Source organism: Novosphingobium sp. GW821-FHT09E05 (assembly GCF_059416165.1).
Window position 1 is genome coordinate 217,862 of sequence record NZ_JBWKOQ010000003.1, and the last position, 15,473, is coordinate 233,334.

The following is a 15,473-nucleotide window of genomic DNA, read 5'->3' on the forward strand; positions in this document are numbered from 1 at the left end:
GAAGGGGAGCCCTCGGGCTCCCCTTTTTCGTGCGGGTCAGGCGTTTCGCACCACGCAGCGAAAGCCGATGTGCGAGGTCGAGGTATCGACCATCTCCGGGTGCCGCGCGGCCGGGCGATAGCGCTGGCAGTAGTTCGCCGCGCACAAATGGGAGCCGCCCTTGAGCACCTTGCGCCCGATCCGCACGCCCGGTTGCCGGGGGTCGAAGCTGTCCTTCAGCTTTGCGCCGCGCGGATTGCTGAGAGCGCAGCATCCGCCGGACTTCCTGGCGACCTCGGGCTTTTCGCTCCACCAGTCGCGGGTCCACTCCCAGGTGTTGCCGATCATGTCGACGAGGCCGTAGCCATTGGCGGGATACGTGCCCACCGGAGACGTGCGTTCCCACCCGTCGAGCATCTGGTTGGCGAAGGGAAACAGGCCCTGCCAGTAGTTTGCGAGCATCGCGCCGCCGGGCGCCAGTTCGTCGCCCCAGGCGTAGTCCCTGCCTTCGAGGCCGCCGCGCGCGGCGAACTCCCATTCGGCCTCGGTCGGAAGGTCCTTCCCCGCCCATTTCGCATAGGCTTCCGCGTCGGCATAGGCGACCTGGACGACCGGATGGTCCCACAGGCCGAGGCTTTCGACGTCGCTGCCCGGCCCCAGGGGGCTGCGCCAGAACGCATCGAACGCGAAGGTCCACCAGTTGGCGGGGTTGGCGGTGTCGACCGGCGCGGCGGTCTTCGTGAAGACCAGCGAGCCCGCGCGGTCCATGCCGGGCAGCATGCCGGGGTAGTCCCTGGGATCGGGCGCGATCTCGGCGACGGTGGTGTATCCGGTCGCCGCGACGAAGGCGGCGAACTGGCGGTTGGTCACCGGCTTGCGGTCCATCCGGAAGGCATCGACCGAAACCCGGCGCAGCGGCGCCTCCTCGGGGTAGAAGGTTTCCGACCCCATGGTGAAGGTCCCGGTGGGGATGGCGACCATGTCGTCCAGGTCGGTGTCTGTGATCTGCAAGCGGAGCGCCTTTCTGCCCGGTTCTGCCCCAGGGTAGAGCCTGACCTGTCCCAGTTGAAGGCCAAATATCCGTCGTCCCCGCCAAAGCGGGGACCGCCGCCGAGCCTCGCCCACCTCCCGGCCACGCCGCGCCGGAAGCATGGCCAGCGGTCCCCGGCCAGGCCGAAGATGACGTTTCCCACCTTGCAACCGGACGCGCGCCGGGCGATTGAGCGCTCGAGGCAAAGTCGACCGCACGAGCGAAGGCTGTCCTATCCCATCCCGGCCCCTGGCCATTCGGGAGTGTTATCGCGTTGCGCGGCTGGATACTCTTTCAGCATGAACTCGATCCGGCGATCCCGGAAGTGCCCGAGGTTTTCCGCTTCCAGGAGGCGGCGGGCGCGATGGGGATCGAGCTGCACGTCTTCCAGCCCCACCGCTTCGAGATGGTGGTCGGCACCGGCAGCGACTGGTCGATGAAGTACCAGGGCACGCCCGTGGAGCGGCCCGACTTCTTGATCTGCCGCACCGGCGCGGAGACCGACTACTTCACGCTCGCCCTGCTGCGCCACATCGAGCGGCGCGGCGTGCGGCTGGTCAACGGGCCCGAGACGATCGAGACGGTGTCGGACAAGCTCCACACCCTCCAGACCCTCAACCGCGCGGGCCTGCCGATCCCGCGCACGATCCTGGGCACGTTCCCGATCGACGTCGATCTGGTCGAGCGGGAGCTGGGCTTCCCGGTGATCGTCAAGACGCTGAAGGGCACGCGCGGCGCCGGCGTCCTCAAGTGCGAGGACCGCAGCCAGTTTGAGGATCTCGCCGGCCTGCTCGAAAGCGCCGAGGCCAAGGCCGACTTCATCCTCCAGCATTACGTGCGCGCCAGCCACGGGCGCGACGTGCGCGTGCTGGTGGTGGGCGGCCGGGTGGTCGCGGCGATGGAGCGGCGCTCGCTGACGGGCGGGTTCAAGTCCAACGTCTCGCTGGGCGGGGTCGGCGTCGCCTACAACCCGCCGCAGAAGATGGCCGAGCTGGCGGTGCAGGCTGCCGACGTGCTCGAACTCGACATCACCGGCATCGACATCCTGTTCGATGAGGACGGCTACCGCATCTGCGAGGCCAATTCCGCCCCCGGCTTCCAGGGCCTCGAGCGGGCGACCGGCATGGACGTGCCGACCGCGATTCTCGAATGGGTGATCGCGACGCAGGACGCCGTGCGCGACCGCGCGCCGCTTCCGGCCGAGAGCACCGCGCTGGCCGACATGGTGTTCGGCGGGCGCTCCGGCCTGCGCGCGCTGACCGACCGCAACACCGAATTCCGCCGCTTCGCCAGCGCCGTGGGCCTGCGCATGATTGCGGCGGGCCTCGGCGCGCTGGCGCAGGCGAGCCTGCCGCGCCCGCTGGTCGATCGCCGCAGCCCGACCGGCCTCGGCCTGCGCAGCCTGTTCGAGGGGCGCATGGCCTCCGAACTCACGCATCTCGACGACCGGGCGCAGGAGCGTACCTTGCTGGTGGTGCTGGCGGTGGCGCTCTGGGCGGCCGTCCTGCCCTGGCTGGCGGGGGCGGAGCGCATCGTGAGCGCGGTGCTTTCGGTGCTGGCGCTGAGCTTCCCGGTGCTGTTCCTGCTCACCGCGCCGTCGGGCCGCTTCGGCAAGGCGCGGCGGCGACCGGGTAGCCGGGGGGGAGGCGGCGCATGATCGATTTTTCGGCGATACCCTGGGCGGAACTGGCGCCGTTCATCGTCGCGGGCTTCCTCGCCCAGCTGGTCGACAGCGCGCTCGGCATGGCGTTCGGGGTCATCGCCAATGCGCTGCTGGTGGTGCTCGGCCTGCCGCCGGCGATGGCGTCCTCGGTGACCCACGCGGTGGAGGGCTTCACCACCGGCATTTCGGGCGTGGCCCATGCGCTGCAGCGCAATGTCGACTGGCCGCTGTTCGCGCGCCTTGTCGTCCCCGGCATCGCGGGCGGACTGGCGGGCGTCTGGGCGCTGACGCACCTTCATCTCGGCTTCGTGCGGCCGGTGGTGCTGGTCTACCTCGCGGCAGTGGGCATCTATCTCATCTGGAGCGGGGCGCGGCGGGCGCAGGCCTACCGGCGCATGCGCCTCGTCGGGCCGCTGGGGTTCGTCGCCGCGTTCCTCGATTCCTTCGGCGGGGCCTGGGGGCCGGTGACCACCGGCAGCCTGATCGCGCAGGGCATGACCCCGCGCATGGCGGTCGGCACCGTCAACGCGGCGGAGTTCTTCGTCAGCGTCACCGTGCTCTCGGCCTTCATCGGCTGGCTGGGCGTCCAGTTCTTCGCGATCGCCGCGAGCGGCCTGCTGATCGGCGGCGTGATCGCGGCGCCGATCGGCGCCTTGGTGACCCGGCGGGCCAGCCCCAAGGACCTGACCCAGTGGATCGGCGGCGTCATGGTCGCCCTCGCGCTGTGGGGACTGGTCACCCTCACCCTCGCGCCCGTGCCGCTGCTCCCTCGGGGGTGAGTTCAGCGCACGGCATGGGGCGCCTTGCGCGTGAGCCGTCCGCCGCTCAGCACCTTGGCCGCCCCGGGCGCCACCCTGAGCAGCAGCTGCGCCAGCAGCACCACCGCGCCCAGGATCAGGAACGGCTGCGCCAGTAGGTAGACCGGGTAGAGCGGCGATCCCAGTTTCCCGGTCAGCTTCCCGATCACCGGCCCCAGCAGCCACAGCAGGATGAGGTGGGTGCAGAAGTAGAAGAACATGTAAGGCTCGATCCGTTGGAGCACCGGCGCGGCGCGGGTCCCCGCGAGGGTCCAGGTCAGGCGCCACACCGCCAGCGAGGCGGCGATCCGCACCGCCAGGTCCAGCGCGGCCTCGCGCAGGGTGTCGAATGGGCGCACGTCGCCGACCGTGATGTACAGGTGGATCGGCATGAGCACGAGGAACGGCAGCGCGGCCAGCAGCAGCGGCCGGTCGGCCACGCGGTCGGCCATGTCGGTGCGGCGCGCGATGATGCCGATGGTGAAGAACATGAGGATCGAGGCGCGCAGGATCACCGGCGGCCCGATGCCGAGGATGTGGCAGGCCCCCGCGGCGATCGCGACGATCGCCAGCGCCCGCGTCGGCAGCCGCACCAGCAGCGGCGCGAGCACCATGCACAGGAACAGGTCGCGCAGGAACGGCATCTGCACGTTGATGTCCGGCGGGCGGGTGAGGATGAGCACTTCCTCGACCAGCCAGCGCGGCGACTGCGGCATCGGGGCGGCCAGCCCCAGCTGCCAGGCCGCGCCCGAGACGAGCACGATCGCCAGCAGGTTCCACAGCACCATCGGCAGCAGGATCGTGCGCGCCTTGCGGGAGATGTGGCTGCGCCAGTCGCGCGTGCGGCTCGATCCCGCGACCAGCCAGCCGGAGATCAGGCCCAGCAGCGGCACCGCGCTGCGCCCGAACACCTCCATCAGCACCCAGCGCAGGATTTCCTGCGGGGTGCCGCGCGCCAGCTCGAGGCTATGTCCGTCGAGCCCCGTCCATGCATGGACGTAGACCACCCCGGCGATGCACAGCACACGGGCGATGCGGATCGCATCCGAGCGGCGGCGGGCGCGGTCTTCCGGGCTTTCGCTTGTCGCTTCAGGCAAGCAGCGTCCTGCTCATCGTCGTCCCTCCTCCGGTATGTATCCCATCGACAACCGTCAGGGTGTCACAGGGTTGCCTAGGGACCGTTCCGGCGAAGGAGAAGGGGGAAATGCCGGGGCGTTGTGCGGGATCGACCAAAAGGCGGGGATGCCCCTTGTTCCGCCTTGCACCGCCGGTCAGGCGTTCAGCCCGCCGTTCACGCTGACGACCTGCCCGGTGATCTTGCGGGCGCCGTCACCGCAGAGGAACAGCGCGAGGGGCGCAATGTCCTCGGGCGAGGGCAGGCCGAGCCCGGCGCGGCCCGCGGCCCTGGCCATGCGCTCGGAGCCCATGCGGCGGGCGCTCTCGCTGCCTTCGACGTAGCTGGGCGAGATGACGTGGGCGCGGATGCCGTCGCGCGCGGCTTCCACCGCGAAGTTGCGGATGAAGCCGATGGTCCCCGCCCGCGCCGCGCCGATCAGCGTCTGGCGCGGCGCGACGTAGATGCCCGCATCCGAGACGAAGGCGATCAGCGTGCCGCCCTGCTGCGACAGGAACGGGTAGGCGGCATGGGCGAGCCGCTGGATCCAGCCCACCGAAACGCGCAGGAAATCGCCGAAGACCTCTGGCGAGGTGTCGGGAAACAGGCCGGTGATACCCTGCGGGCCGGTCGCGGTGCAGTCGATCACGGCGTCGATCCGCCCGTACTGCTCGGCGACTTCGGCCACCAGCACTTCGGCCGCGTCGTCGTCCCACAGGTCGGCGACGAAGCCGTCGAGCGGGCCGAGGCCGGACAGGTCGGCCACCACCCGCTGCACCTTGTCGGGATCGCGGCCGTGGAGGGCGACCGTCCAGCCCTGCGCCAGTGCGCCCCGCGCGATGGCGCCGCCGATCGACCCGGAACCACCGGCGACGAGAAGGACGCGCCGCTCAGTCACTCTCGAACGCGGAGCGCATGTCGTCGGCGGCGAGGTCGGAGAACTTGGTGATGCGTGCCTCGAAGCGCAGGCGCACCTTGCCGGTGGCGCCGTGGCGCTGCTTGGCGATGATGAGTTCGGAGAGGCCGGTGACCTCCTCCATCTTCTGGCGCCAGGTTTCCCACTTGTCCTTGACGTCGAGGCCGTCGGTATCGCTGGGATACTTCGGCTCGGTCGCCTTCACGTAGTAGTCCTCGCGGTAGACGAACCAGACCATGTCGGCGTCCTGCTCGATCGAGCCCGATTCGCGAAGGTCGGACAGCATCGGCCGCTTGTCCTCGCGCTGCTCCACCGCACGGGAGAGCTGCGAGAGCGCGATCACCGGGACGCTGAGTTCCTTCGCCAGCGTCTTGAGGCCGCGCGAGATTTCCGAGATCTCGTTCACGCGGTTGTCGGTGGCGCGGCCGGAACCGGTCAGCAGCTGCAGGTAGTCGATCACCACGAGGCCGATGTTGTGGCGGCGCTTGAGGCGGCGCGCACGGGTGCGCAGGCCGGCGATGGTGAGGCCGGGCGTATCGTCGATGAACAGCGGCAGTTCGGCCAGCCGCTGGCTCGCGAAGGACAGCTGCTGGAAGTCCTCGCGGCTGATCTTGCCCATGCGCAGCGCCTCGGAACTGATGTTCGACTGCTCGGCCAGAATACGCGTCGCCAGCTGGTCCGCGCTCATTTCGAGGCTGAAGAAGGCGACCGGCGCGCCGACCGACTTTTCCGGCGCCATGCCGTCGCGCTCGGTGTCGTCGACGTAGCGCTGGGCGGTGTTGAAGGCGATGTTGGTGACGAGCGAAGTCTTGCCCATGCCGGGACGGCCGGCGAGGATGATAAGGTCGGAATCGTGCAGGCCGCCGATCTTCTGGTTGACCGAGTTGAGGCCGGTGGTCTTGCCCGAGATGTGGCCGCCCGAATTGAACGCCTTTTCAATGGACTGGATCGCGGTGCGCGTGGCGACGCCGAAGCTCTGCGCCTCGCTCTGCGTCGCGGCGCCTTCGGCGACTTTGTAGAGCGCGGCCTCGGCGCGTTCGATCTGCTCCTGCGGCTCCACCGATTCGGAGGTGTCCATCGCGCTCTCGACGAGGTTGCGGCCCACCGTGATGAGTTCGCGCAGCAGCGCGAGGTCGTAGATCTGGTCCGCCAGCTCGCGCGGGGCGAGCAGGCCCTGGCCGTCCGCCGTCAGCCGGGCGAGGTAGGCGACGCCGCCCAGCGCCTTCAGCGCCTCGTCCGCCTCGAAATAGGGGCGCAGGGTCACCGGGGTGACCACTGCCTTGCGGTCGAGCAGCTGGAGGATGCGCTCGTAGATGCGGGTGTGGACGGGCTCGAAGAAGTGCTGGGGCCCGAGCTGGGTCTGCAGTTCCTCGATCACCCGGTTGTCGATGAGCACGGCGCCGAGGAACGCGGCCTCCGCCTCGACGTTCGCGGGCAGCGTGCGCACGGCAGGGGCTTGGGCGCCGTCATCGGCGCGGACGAGAACATTTTGCTGGGCCATAAGCGGCGCACAATGCTCCGCGGCGGCGAATCGGACAAGCGGGCGGCAGGGGGATTTTAATCCACAAGCTGTGGAAGGAGCGAGGCCCCGCCCCCCCGGGGCCTTGATCCGGGAGCGCCGGCAAGGATGTCCCACAATCCCGATGCAACCCCACTTGCCCGCCCCTGCCGCAACCGCGTAAAGGCAACCCGATCATGCCGGACCCGCGCATCTCCCACATCGAGCTAGACGATGCGACCATCCTGTGGCGCAACGCCGATATCGAGCAGGAACGGCGCATCGCCATCTTCGACCTGATCGAGGACAACGTGTTCCGCCCGGTACGCACCAGCGCGGCGGGCCACGAGGGCCCCTATCGCCTGCGCCTATCGGTCCGCGACGGCCGGCTGTCGCTGGAGATCGCAGGCGAGGACGGTGCCGCGCTGGAGACGCTGGTGCTCGGCCTCGCGCGGTTCCGCCGGCCGATCCGCGAGTATTTCGCGATCTGCGAGAGCTACTACCAGGCGATTCGCAAAGCCACCGCGCAGGAGATCGAGACCATCGACATGGCGCGGCGCGGTGTCCACAACGAGGCGGCGGAACTGCTGCTGGAGCGCCTGGAGGGCAAGATCGAGACCGACCACCCCACCGCGCGCCGGCTGTTCACGCTGATCTGCGTCCTGCACATCCGCGGCTGAGGACGGGACCCATGGCAGCGCGAAAGGGCGGCAAGGCCGCGAAAGGCAACTGGCGATTGCACCTCCTGGGGGCAGCGGTGCTGGCGGCTATCGTCGCCGGAACCTGGGGCTGGTGGCATCTGCGCCACTGGGTGCCCGAGCGCGCGGTCTACGCGGCGCAGGGCGTCGAGATCGGCGCTGACGACGGCGAGGTCAGCTGGAAGTCGCTGAAAGCCGTCGGCGCCGATTTCGCCTACGTCGATGCCAGCGCCAGCGCCTTCGCGCGCGACCCGCGCTTCGTCGCGAACTTCGAGGCGGCGCGCGCCGCCGGCATGGAGGTGGGCGCGCTCCACCGCTACGATCCCTGCCAGCCCGCCGGGACGCAGGCGGCGAACTTCGTCACCACCGTGCCGCGCGATGCCCGGCTGCTGCCCCCGGCGGTCGAACTCGACATGCTGGGCGACGGCTGCCCGGTGAAAGTCAGCGATGCCCGGGTCGAGAGCGAACTGATGACCTTCCTCAACCAGGTCGAGACGCATGCCGGCAAGGCGGTGATCCTCAAGGTCAGCCCGGCATTCGAGGCGCGCTACACGATCGCCCACAAGCTCGACCGCAACCTGTGGCTGGTGCGCGACCGCTTCGAGCCGTCCTATGGCGGTCGTCCGTGGACGCTGTGGACGGCCAACGCCGACCTCGCCAACGAGATTGCGCAAGGGGGGCTGCGCTGGGTAGTGATGCAGCCATGAGCGATACCCGAGACACCCTCATGGCCGCCGCCCGCGAGGCCGCGGCCGGCGCCTATGCCCCCTATTCGCGTTTCCACGTCGGCGCCGCGCTGCTGATGGCGGACGGCTCGGTCGTCACCGGCGCCAATGTCGAGAACGCCAGCTACGGCCTAGCGCTCTGCGCCGAGACGGTGGCGGTGGCGAAGATCCTGTCGGGCAGGCGCCTTGCGGTCGAGGCCGTCGCCGTCACCGGCGGCGCGCCGGGCGAGCCGGGGCAGGGCGCGCGGGTCACGCCCTGCGGGCGCTGCCGGCAGGTCCTCAACGAAATCGCGCAGGTGGGCGGCACCGACCCGGTGATCTGGTGCGACGGCGCGGAAGGCGTGCTCGAACTGCGCCTGTCGGACCTGCTGCCGCACGCGTTCGGGCCCGCGAACCTGCTCTGAGGCGCGGGCGGCCGGATCGTACCCTCGAAAAAATAGGCCGTCGCCCCTGCCTGCGCGGGGACGACGGGGTGTCCGGGGAGCGCGAACGTGGGACGGCTGCGAACGACATGCCGCCACACGCGATCGCCTCGCCGCACCCCTATTGTCTATCGTTTGAGTTGAGATATAACGAAGGCCAGTCGGGACCAGACAGAGTCGACCGGCGGAACCCGAACAATGGAGTTTCCCATGGCAACCCTTCGTAAAGCCCAGCCGCAGGACCAGAAGCCCCTCGTGCTGCTCGTGCCCGGCACGCCGCTGGCGGCGGGGCACTGGATGCACCGCTGGACGCAGTGGAGCGAGCATAGCGAGATCGTCGAACTCGGCCTGTGGGAAGAGCCGCATCGCAACACCTGGGTCAACAAGCTGAACATCGCGATCCGCCGCGCCGACCGGCCGGTGGTGGTGGTGACCGACGACATCGCCGCGCTGGCGCTGGCGTGGTGGGCCGAATTCGAGCGCTTCGACGAGGAGAGCCCGGTGGTGGGCGCGGTCATGGTGAACCTGCCCAACGTCGACCTGCCCGGCGCCGACCCGCGCCTCGCGGGTTTCGGAGCCTGCCCGCGTCAGGCCCTGCCGTTCCCCTCGTTCGTGGTCAGCGACCTCGACGCCGACGCCGCCGGCCAGCGCGCGGCGATCCGTCTGGCCGAGGATTGGGGCGCCGCCCCCGTCTCCGACGACACGCGCGGCGGCTGGGCGCAGGGCTGGACGCTGGTGCAGTCGGTGCTCGGCCTCGAGCCCGCCGGCTCGCTCACCCCGCACTGGACGCAGGACGAGAACCTCGCGATCCGCGAAGCGCTGCGCCAGTGGGCGGCGATCTGAGGGCAGGTCGCTTGTGGGGCCATCCTCCCCGTTCCGGGGAGGATTGAGAGCGCTTATGCCGCTTCGCGCTCCACCAGCCATTCCAGCAGCGCGCCCATGCAGTCGCGGCCGAGCTGGGCGGAGCGCTCCGGGCTCCAGCCCTGCCGCTTGTCGGCGGCGGGGTTGTGGTCCTTGAAGGGCATTTCCAGCGTCATCGACACCGCGCCGAAGCGCTCGGCGAGCTGGTTGGTCGACATGGTGAGGTTGCCCTTGCCCGGCCGGGTCAGCGGATAGCCGAGCTTGGTCTGGAAATCGGGCGTGCGCCTTTCCAGCAGCGCGGCGAAGCGGTTGTAGCCTGCCAGCTGCGCATCCCTGAGCGAGGGAATGCCCTCGAACCCGGCGAGGAAGACCGCCGGGATCGCCTCGTCGCCGTGGACGTCCATGGCGAAATCGACGCCGCTGGCATCCATCGCGCCCAGCAGGGCGACGACTTCGGGCGACTTGTCCGCGCTGGGCGTCGCCCATTCGCGGTTGAGGTTCACGCCCGCGGCATTGGTGCGCAGGTGCCCCCGGCGCGATCCGTCGGGATTGGCGTTGGGGACCACGTGGAAGCGGCAACGCTTGCGCAGCTCGCGGCCCACCGAATCGGCGGGGTCGGCCAGCACGTCGAGCGCGCCTTCCATCCACCATTCGGCCATCGTCTCGCCGGGGTGCTGGCGGCCGTAGAGCCACACCTGCACCGCGCCCGAGCCCATTTCTAGGCAGTCGATCGGCTGGCCGTCGAGGGAGAGGCCGAGCGAGCGGTGCGCCACGCCCTCCGCCCCCGCGACGTCGGCGACGAGGTCGTGGTGGCGCTCCATCGAGTAGGGCGCGAAATAGGCGAACCACGCGAGGTCGCCCGCCGGCTGGTAGCGGATCGTCAGGGTGCCGCCCTCGGCGCTCTCGTCGTAGCGGCTGGCGGCGCGGCCCCAGAACTCGCGGTCCTCGGACACCGCCGCGTCGTAGTTTGGCCAGCCGCCCGGATAGGCCGAAGCGCCGAGGCCGGTGATGCGCAAGGTCACCTCGCGTCCGGCAGCACCGGCGACGCGGAAGTGGAACCACTGGAAGAACTCCGATTCGTGGTCCCTGCGGATCGCGAGACGGGCCTCGGCGCCGTCGATGGAGAGGACTTCGATGTTGCCGGCGTCGAACGCGGCGTTGATCTGGATATCGGTCATTTCACCGAGATAGTTTCGCCCGACTGCCCAGGGAACCCCTTGAACAGCGCTTCGGCCACTTTTGCCGAGCCGAGCGGGGCCTGCGCGAGCGGCGAATCGGCGCGCACCACGAAAGCGGCGCGGCCTTCCCACAGCGCGGTGGCGGCGGGCGGCGCGGCGCGCTCGCGGATGGCGACGAAGATGCGGGTGGCGATCTGGTCCTTGGGCGGGCCTGAAAGGTCGATGCTGAGCCCCGCCCCGACGCCCGAGCCATAGCCGCCGGTGGCGCCGCCGAGGCCGACCGAGACCGGGCTGCCACCCCGCTGCGGCTTGTAGGTCTGCCGCTCCACCGTCAGCAGCGCGACCTGCTGGCTCGGCGCGGCGCCCGGCAGCGGCTCGGTGTAGCCGTAGCGCGCCAGTTCCTGCGCGACGGCGCCGGCATAAGTCCGGAATTCCAGCGAATCGGCCTGACCGGGCGCGGGCTCGACACGGATGGTGCCGCGGCCGAGGCGGGCGGTGTCGGGCACGTGGAAGCGGGTGACCTCCACCGGCCCCACCGGCGCGACGCAGCCGGAAAGCGCCGCGGCGCCGACGAGCAGGATGGCCGCGGTGAACCGCCGCGCGGGACCTCTGCGCTCGATCATCGCCATCGTTCCTCTCCAGCCTTTACCGTTTCGCCCGCGGTTTTGCGCGCTCCGCCAAGGGTATGCAAGCCATTGGGGCTTTTGCGGGCCGGATGTTTACCCCGCCCCGACCGGGGTGATCGCGTCGGCCTTGGGGAAGTTGTCGAACAGCGCGCCGGCCAGCTTGGTGGCGATCATGCCGTCGCTCCACTTGGCGTCGCCTTCGCGTGTCGCGATCGTGGCATAGCCTTCCCACAGCACCTTGCCGCTGTCCTTGTCGAGGATGCGCGCGTCGAGGCGGGTGGAGACCAGCGCCGAGCGCGGCTTTGTCATGTCGATGTTGATGCCAAGGCCATAGGACTGGCCATAGGTGCCCACTTCCATGGCGGCGGTGCCGCTGACGGGGCTGCGCTTTTCCTCGGCCGGGGTGAGCACCTGGCGCGAGATCTTGAGCCTGGTGATCTGCGGCTGCGGCACGTCGGGGTGGAGCGTGTCGTAGCCCGCGCCCACGAGCGCATCGACGATCGCGGCCTCGAAGGTGCGGCGCATGCTGGCCTCGACCCAGGGACCGTCGCCCGATTCGGACTCGACCGAGACCGGCCCCTTGCCGAGTTCGGCCGCGGCGGGATCTGCGGTGACGAAGCGCGTCACCTCGACCCGGCCCTCGCGCGAATCGCCGGAGCGGGAATTCACGCGCGGCGAATCGAGCATGGAGCCGCGGCCCCAGCCTCCGCCGCCGCCCCAGCCGGAACCCCAACCGGGTCCCCACTGGGCCTGCGCCGCCGGGGCGGCGAGCAGCATGGCGGCGATGCCTGCGGCGATCGCCGCGCCTCTGAGCTTTTGCATGGTGGGTATCGTTTTTGTCCGAATTCGGTGGGGTCGCGCCCGATATGCTGTTATGCGCGCGGCAAGTTGCCCGCGGATGAACAAGGTACATAAGCCTTGTGAAACCAACTGCAACGTTGCCGCGAAGGCGCAGCCTGCTTGACTTTGAGCGCGGCGGCCACTAACGGCGCCACTTCGAATTTCCGGCGGTCGGTAACCGCCACAGACACGACACGGACGAGACAGACCATGAAGATTCGCAACAGCCTCAAGTCGCTCAAGGGCCGTCACCGGGACAACCGCGTGATCCGTCGTCGCGGCCGTACTTACGTGATCAACAAGACCAACCGCCGCTTCAAGGCCCGCCAGGGCTGATTCGGCCCGCCTCGCCGGCCTTACCGGGCTGGCGACAAGGCGGATCGTTTCGCATCGAAGTGCATGAGGCCCCCGCGGTTCGCGGGGGTCTTGTCATGTCGGTCGTTCCCGTTTTCCCTCCTGCCGAAGCGGTGGTCTTCGATGTCGGCCGCGTGCTTGTCGAATGGGACATGCGCGCGCTGTTCGGGCAGCTGATAGCGGATCCCGGGAAGCTCGACTGGTTCCTCGCGAACGTCGTCACCGAGGCGTGGCACTTCGAGCACGACGCCGGGCGCGAGCTTGCCGAGATGGTCGCGGCGCGCAAAGCCGAGTTCCCCGGGCACGACGCCCTGCTCGACGCCTATGCCGCGCGGTTTCTAGAGACGATCCCGGGCAACGTGCCGGGCAGCCATGAGATCGTGCGCGAGCTGGCGGGCCGGTCGGTGCCGCTGTTCGCCATCACCAACTTCGCCAGCCCCTTCTGGCGCGACTACCGCGCCGGGGAGCCGCTGTTCGACCTGTTCGCAGACGTGGTCGTCTCGGGCGACGAGAAGATAGTCAAGCCGGACCCGCGCATCTTCGCCCTCGCCGCCGCGCGATTCGGGCACGAGCCTGGCGCGATGCTGTTCATCGACGACAACGCCGCCAACATCGCCGCCGCGCGGGCGCTCGGCTGGCAGGTGCATCACTTCCACGACGCCGGTGCGCTGCGGGCGGACCTTGCTGCGCGGGGGCTGGTTTAAGCCTCAGGGCCTTTCGGGTGGCCACCTTTCTGCCGCGCATCGCGGAACCCTTGCCCCGCCATGCGTTAGTTCCTTGTGGCCGCAGCGAAAGGAGAGAGCGATGACCGTAGGCATGGAACAGAAAAGGCTGCATCTCGACCTCAAGAACGTGGGGCTTCGCGCGCAGGCCACCGCTGCCGGGCTGGTCCAGCTCTGCAAGGAACTGCAGGCGGCCGGCGTGCTGAGCGGGGAAGCCGTGGGCCGGGTCAAGGAAGCGATCGCGGATGAAATCGCCCTGACCGCGCCGCGGCCGATGCTGCGGGCGGACTTCCGCAAGGAAGTGTGCGGCCGCCTGGACGCGATCTTCTCCGGCGCCGAGAAGCTGGGGCCCGCGGAAGAAATGCCGTTTGCGCGGGCGGATGGCGAATAGCCCGGCCGACGCGGGAACCGGGCCATCGCGGCAGCCGCCGGTGCCGATCGCATGCGCCGGCGGTCGTGCCGGGGCGCCTGCGCGATTGACGATCGGAACGGTCCGATTTGCGTGAATTCCGGCATCGTTAATTTTTCTTCGCAAGTGCAGCGAGAGTCCTTGGCAAGTCTCGATTCGTGTTGCATCACTTGTGCAACAGGGAGTCACAATGTCGGCTGAAACCGGGACGAATTTCGACGAGATGCTCAATGCGGACGGGTCCGTTCGTCCCGCCTACGCCGAATTTCGCCAGTGGTTCGACAGTCAGGACAAGGGCTGGCTGAGAAGACAGGATGCCGAGGCCGAGCGTTTCTTCCGCCGGATCGGAATTACCTTCAACGTCTACGGCGACGATGCGGCCGAAGAACGGCTGATTCCTTTCGACATGATCCCCCGCATCATCACCGCGCGCGAATGGCGCAAGCTGACGCGCGGGATCGAACAGCGGGTGCGGGCGCTGAACGCCTTCCTCCAGGACCTCTACCACCGGCAGGAGATCATCCGCTCCGGCCGTCTGCCGATAGAAGCCCTGCGCAACAACGAGGCGTTCCTCTCGCAGATGATCGGCTTCACGCCGCCGGGCGGGGTCTATACCCACATCGTCGGCATCGACCTCGTGCGCACCGGCACCGACGACTTCATGGTGCTCGAAGACAACGCCCGCACCCCCTCCGGCGTCTCGTACATGCTCGAGAACCGTGAGACGATGATGGCGATGTTCCCCGAGCTGTTCACCAGGATCCCGGTGCGCCCGGTCTCGGACTATCCGCGCCGCCTTGCCCGCTCGCTTCAGGCCTGTGCGCCGCCCGCCTTCAAGGGCGAGGGCGGCAGCCGCCCGGTGGTCGCGGTGCTCACCCCGGGCATCTTCAATTCCGCCTATTTCGAGCACGCCTTCCTCGCCGACCAGATGGGCGCCGAACTGGTGGAAGGCAACGACCTGCGCGTGGTCGACGGGCGCGTGTGCATGCGCACGACCACCGGCTACAAGGCGATCGACGTGCTCTATCGCCGGGTCGACGACGACTATCTCGACCCGCTCAGCTTCAACCCGAACTCGCAGCTGGGCGTGGCGGGCATCTTCGACGTCTACCGCGCGGGCGGGATCACCATCGCCAATGCGCCGGGCACCGGCATCGCCGACGACAAGGCGATCTACAGCTACATGCCCGAGATCGTCGAGTTCTACACCGGCGAGAAGCCGATCCTCCAGAACGTGCCGACATGGCGCTGCTCGGAAGCGGATTCGCTGGGCTACGTGCTCGACAACCTCGCCGATCTGGTGGTCAAGGAAGTCCACGGCTCGGGCGGCTACGGCATGCTGATCGGGCCGACCTCCTCGAAGAAGGAAATCGCCGACTTCGAGGTCAAGCTGCGCGCCAAGCCTTCGAACTACATCGCCCAGCCCACGCTTTCGCTCTCGACCGTGCCGATCTTCCAGAAGGAAGGCCTCGCGCCCCGGCACGTCGACCTCAGGCCCTTCGTGCTGGTCTCGCCCGACGGCATCGACATCACGCCCGGCGGCCTGACCCGCGTGGCGCTCAAGAAAGGATCCCTCGTGGTCAACTCGTCGCAGGGCGGAGGCACCAAGGACAGCTGGGTGCTGGACGAGTGAAGGGGGGT

Annotated in this window: 17 protein-coding genes; 10 read left to right on the forward strand and 7 right to left on the reverse strand. The window is 69.1% G+C overall.

Annotated features, from left to right (window positions below):
- Positions 1-36: 36 nt before the first annotated feature.
- The gene (locus AC07M9_RS15405) at positions 37-990 is read right to left on the reverse strand and encodes a formylglycine-generating enzyme family protein (protein WP_494884798.1); all 954 of its coding nucleotides are present in this window, start codon (positions 988-990) and stop codon (positions 37-39) included.
- Positions 991-1,283: 293 nt separating this feature from the next.
- Between AC07M9_RS15405 and AC07M9_RS15410 the strand changes: the two genes are divergently transcribed.
- Both AC07M9_RS15410 and AC07M9_RS15415 read left to right on the forward strand, forming a co-directional pair.
- Positions 1,284-2,666: an ATP-grasp domain-containing protein gene (locus tag AC07M9_RS15410; protein WP_494884799.1), complete on the forward strand. Its 1,383-nt coding sequence runs from the start codon at positions 1,284-1,286 to the stop codon at positions 2,664-2,666.
- Positions 2,663-3,451, forward strand: a complete 789-nt coding sequence (locus tag AC07M9_RS15415; RefSeq protein WP_494884800.1) for a sulfite exporter TauE/SafE family protein — start codon at positions 2,663-2,665, stop codon at positions 3,449-3,451. The genes AC07M9_RS15410 and AC07M9_RS15415 overlap by 4 nt, the downstream gene beginning before the upstream one ends.
- A gap of 2 nt (positions 3,452-3,453) precedes the next feature.
- Here AC07M9_RS15415 and AC07M9_RS15420 read toward each other — a convergent pair whose 3' ends face one another.
- From AC07M9_RS15420 to AC07M9_RS15430, 3 genes are all read right to left on the reverse strand, one after another.
- Positions 3,454-4,566 carry an acyltransferase family protein gene (locus tag AC07M9_RS15420; RefSeq protein WP_494884801.1) on the reverse strand — a complete coding sequence of 371 codons (1,113 nt, stop codon included), beginning with the start codon at positions 4,564-4,566 and terminating at the stop codon, positions 3,454-3,456.
- Positions 4,567-4,740: 174 nt separating this feature from the next.
- Positions 4,741-5,481, reverse strand: coding sequence for an SDR family NAD(P)-dependent oxidoreductase (locus AC07M9_RS15425; RefSeq protein WP_494884803.1), 741 nt, complete (start codon positions 5,479-5,481; stop codon positions 4,741-4,743).
- Positions 5,474-7,000, reverse strand: a complete 1,527-nt coding sequence (locus AC07M9_RS15430) for a replicative DNA helicase (protein ID WP_494884805.1) — start codon at positions 6,998-7,000, stop codon at positions 5,474-5,476. Before AC07M9_RS15430 ends, AC07M9_RS15425 begins: the two co-directional genes overlap by 8 nt.
- A 194-nt stretch (positions 7,001-7,194) precedes the next feature.
- On the opposite strand from AC07M9_RS15430, the gene AC07M9_RS15435 reads away from it, so the two are divergent.
- The 4 genes from AC07M9_RS15435 (at position 7,195) to AC07M9_RS15450 (ending at position 9,685) form a co-directional block, all read left to right on the forward strand.
- On the forward strand, positions 7,195-7,677 hold the full coding sequence (locus AC07M9_RS15435) for a UPF0262 family protein (RefSeq protein ID WP_494884807.1): 483 nt from the start codon (positions 7,195-7,197) through the stop codon (positions 7,675-7,677).
- Between the two features lie 11 nt (positions 7,678-7,688).
- Positions 7,689-8,402 carry a glycoside hydrolase family 25 protein gene (locus AC07M9_RS15440; RefSeq protein ID WP_494884809.1) on the forward strand — a complete coding sequence of 238 codons (714 nt, stop codon included), beginning with the start codon at positions 7,689-7,691 and terminating at the stop codon, positions 8,400-8,402.
- Complete coding sequence (locus AC07M9_RS15445) at positions 8,399-8,824, forward strand: cytidine deaminase (RefSeq protein ID WP_494884811.1); 426 nt, start codon at positions 8,399-8,401, stop codon at positions 8,822-8,824. Before AC07M9_RS15440 ends, AC07M9_RS15445 begins: the two co-directional genes overlap by 4 nt.
- Before the next feature lie 228 nt (positions 8,825-9,052).
- Positions 9,053-9,685 carry an alpha/beta hydrolase gene (locus tag AC07M9_RS15450; RefSeq protein ID WP_494884813.1) on the forward strand — a complete coding sequence of 211 codons (633 nt, stop codon included), beginning with the start codon at positions 9,053-9,055 and terminating at the stop codon, positions 9,683-9,685.
- A 53-nt stretch (positions 9,686-9,738) separates the two neighbouring features.
- On the opposite strand, the gene AC07M9_RS15455 is transcribed toward AC07M9_RS15450, so the two are convergent.
- The 3 genes from AC07M9_RS15455 to AC07M9_RS15465 all read right to left on the reverse strand — a co-directional run bounded on the left by AC07M9_RS15455 (position 9,739) and on the right by AC07M9_RS15465 (position 12,329).
- Positions 9,739-10,881 carry a M14 family metallopeptidase gene (locus AC07M9_RS15455; protein ID WP_494884815.1) on the reverse strand — a complete coding sequence of 381 codons (1,143 nt, stop codon included), beginning with the start codon at positions 10,879-10,881 and terminating at the stop codon, positions 9,739-9,741.
- Positions 10,878-11,504: a DUF4136 domain-containing protein gene (locus AC07M9_RS15460; protein ID WP_494885050.1), complete on the reverse strand. Its 627-nt coding sequence runs from the start codon at positions 11,502-11,504 to the stop codon at positions 10,878-10,880. The genes AC07M9_RS15455 and AC07M9_RS15460 overlap by 4 nt, the downstream gene beginning before the upstream one ends.
- 96 nt (positions 11,505-11,600) lie before the next feature.
- A complete protein-coding gene (locus tag AC07M9_RS15465) occupies positions 11,601-12,329 on the reverse strand; it encodes a hypothetical protein (RefSeq protein WP_494884817.1) in 729 nt (242 codons plus the stop codon).
- Between the two features lie 228 nt (positions 12,330-12,557).
- Between AC07M9_RS15465 and ykgO the strand changes: the two genes are divergently transcribed.
- The 4 genes from ykgO (at position 12,558) to AC07M9_RS15485 (ending at position 15,465) form a co-directional block, all read left to right on the forward strand.
- Complete coding sequence (ykgO, locus tag AC07M9_RS15470; RefSeq protein ID WP_004210176.1) at positions 12,558-12,683, forward strand: type B 50S ribosomal protein L36; 126 nt, start codon at positions 12,558-12,560, stop codon at positions 12,681-12,683.
- Between the two features lie 95 nt (positions 12,684-12,778).
- Positions 12,779-13,405: an HAD-IA family hydrolase gene (locus tag AC07M9_RS15475; RefSeq protein WP_494884823.1), complete on the forward strand. Its 627-nt coding sequence runs from the start codon at positions 12,779-12,781 to the stop codon at positions 13,403-13,405.
- Positions 13,406-13,505: 100 nt separating this feature from the next.
- The gene (locus tag AC07M9_RS15480; protein WP_494884825.1) at positions 13,506-13,814 is read left to right on the forward strand and encodes a hypothetical protein; all 309 of its coding nucleotides are present in this window, start codon (positions 13,506-13,508) and stop codon (positions 13,812-13,814) included.
- 208 nt (positions 13,815-14,022) lie between these two features.
- Positions 14,023-15,465: a circularly permuted type 2 ATP-grasp protein gene (locus AC07M9_RS15485; protein WP_494884827.1), complete on the forward strand. Its 1,443-nt coding sequence runs from the start codon at positions 14,023-14,025 to the stop codon at positions 15,463-15,465.
- The last annotated feature ends 8 nt before the right edge of the window (positions 15,466-15,473 follow it).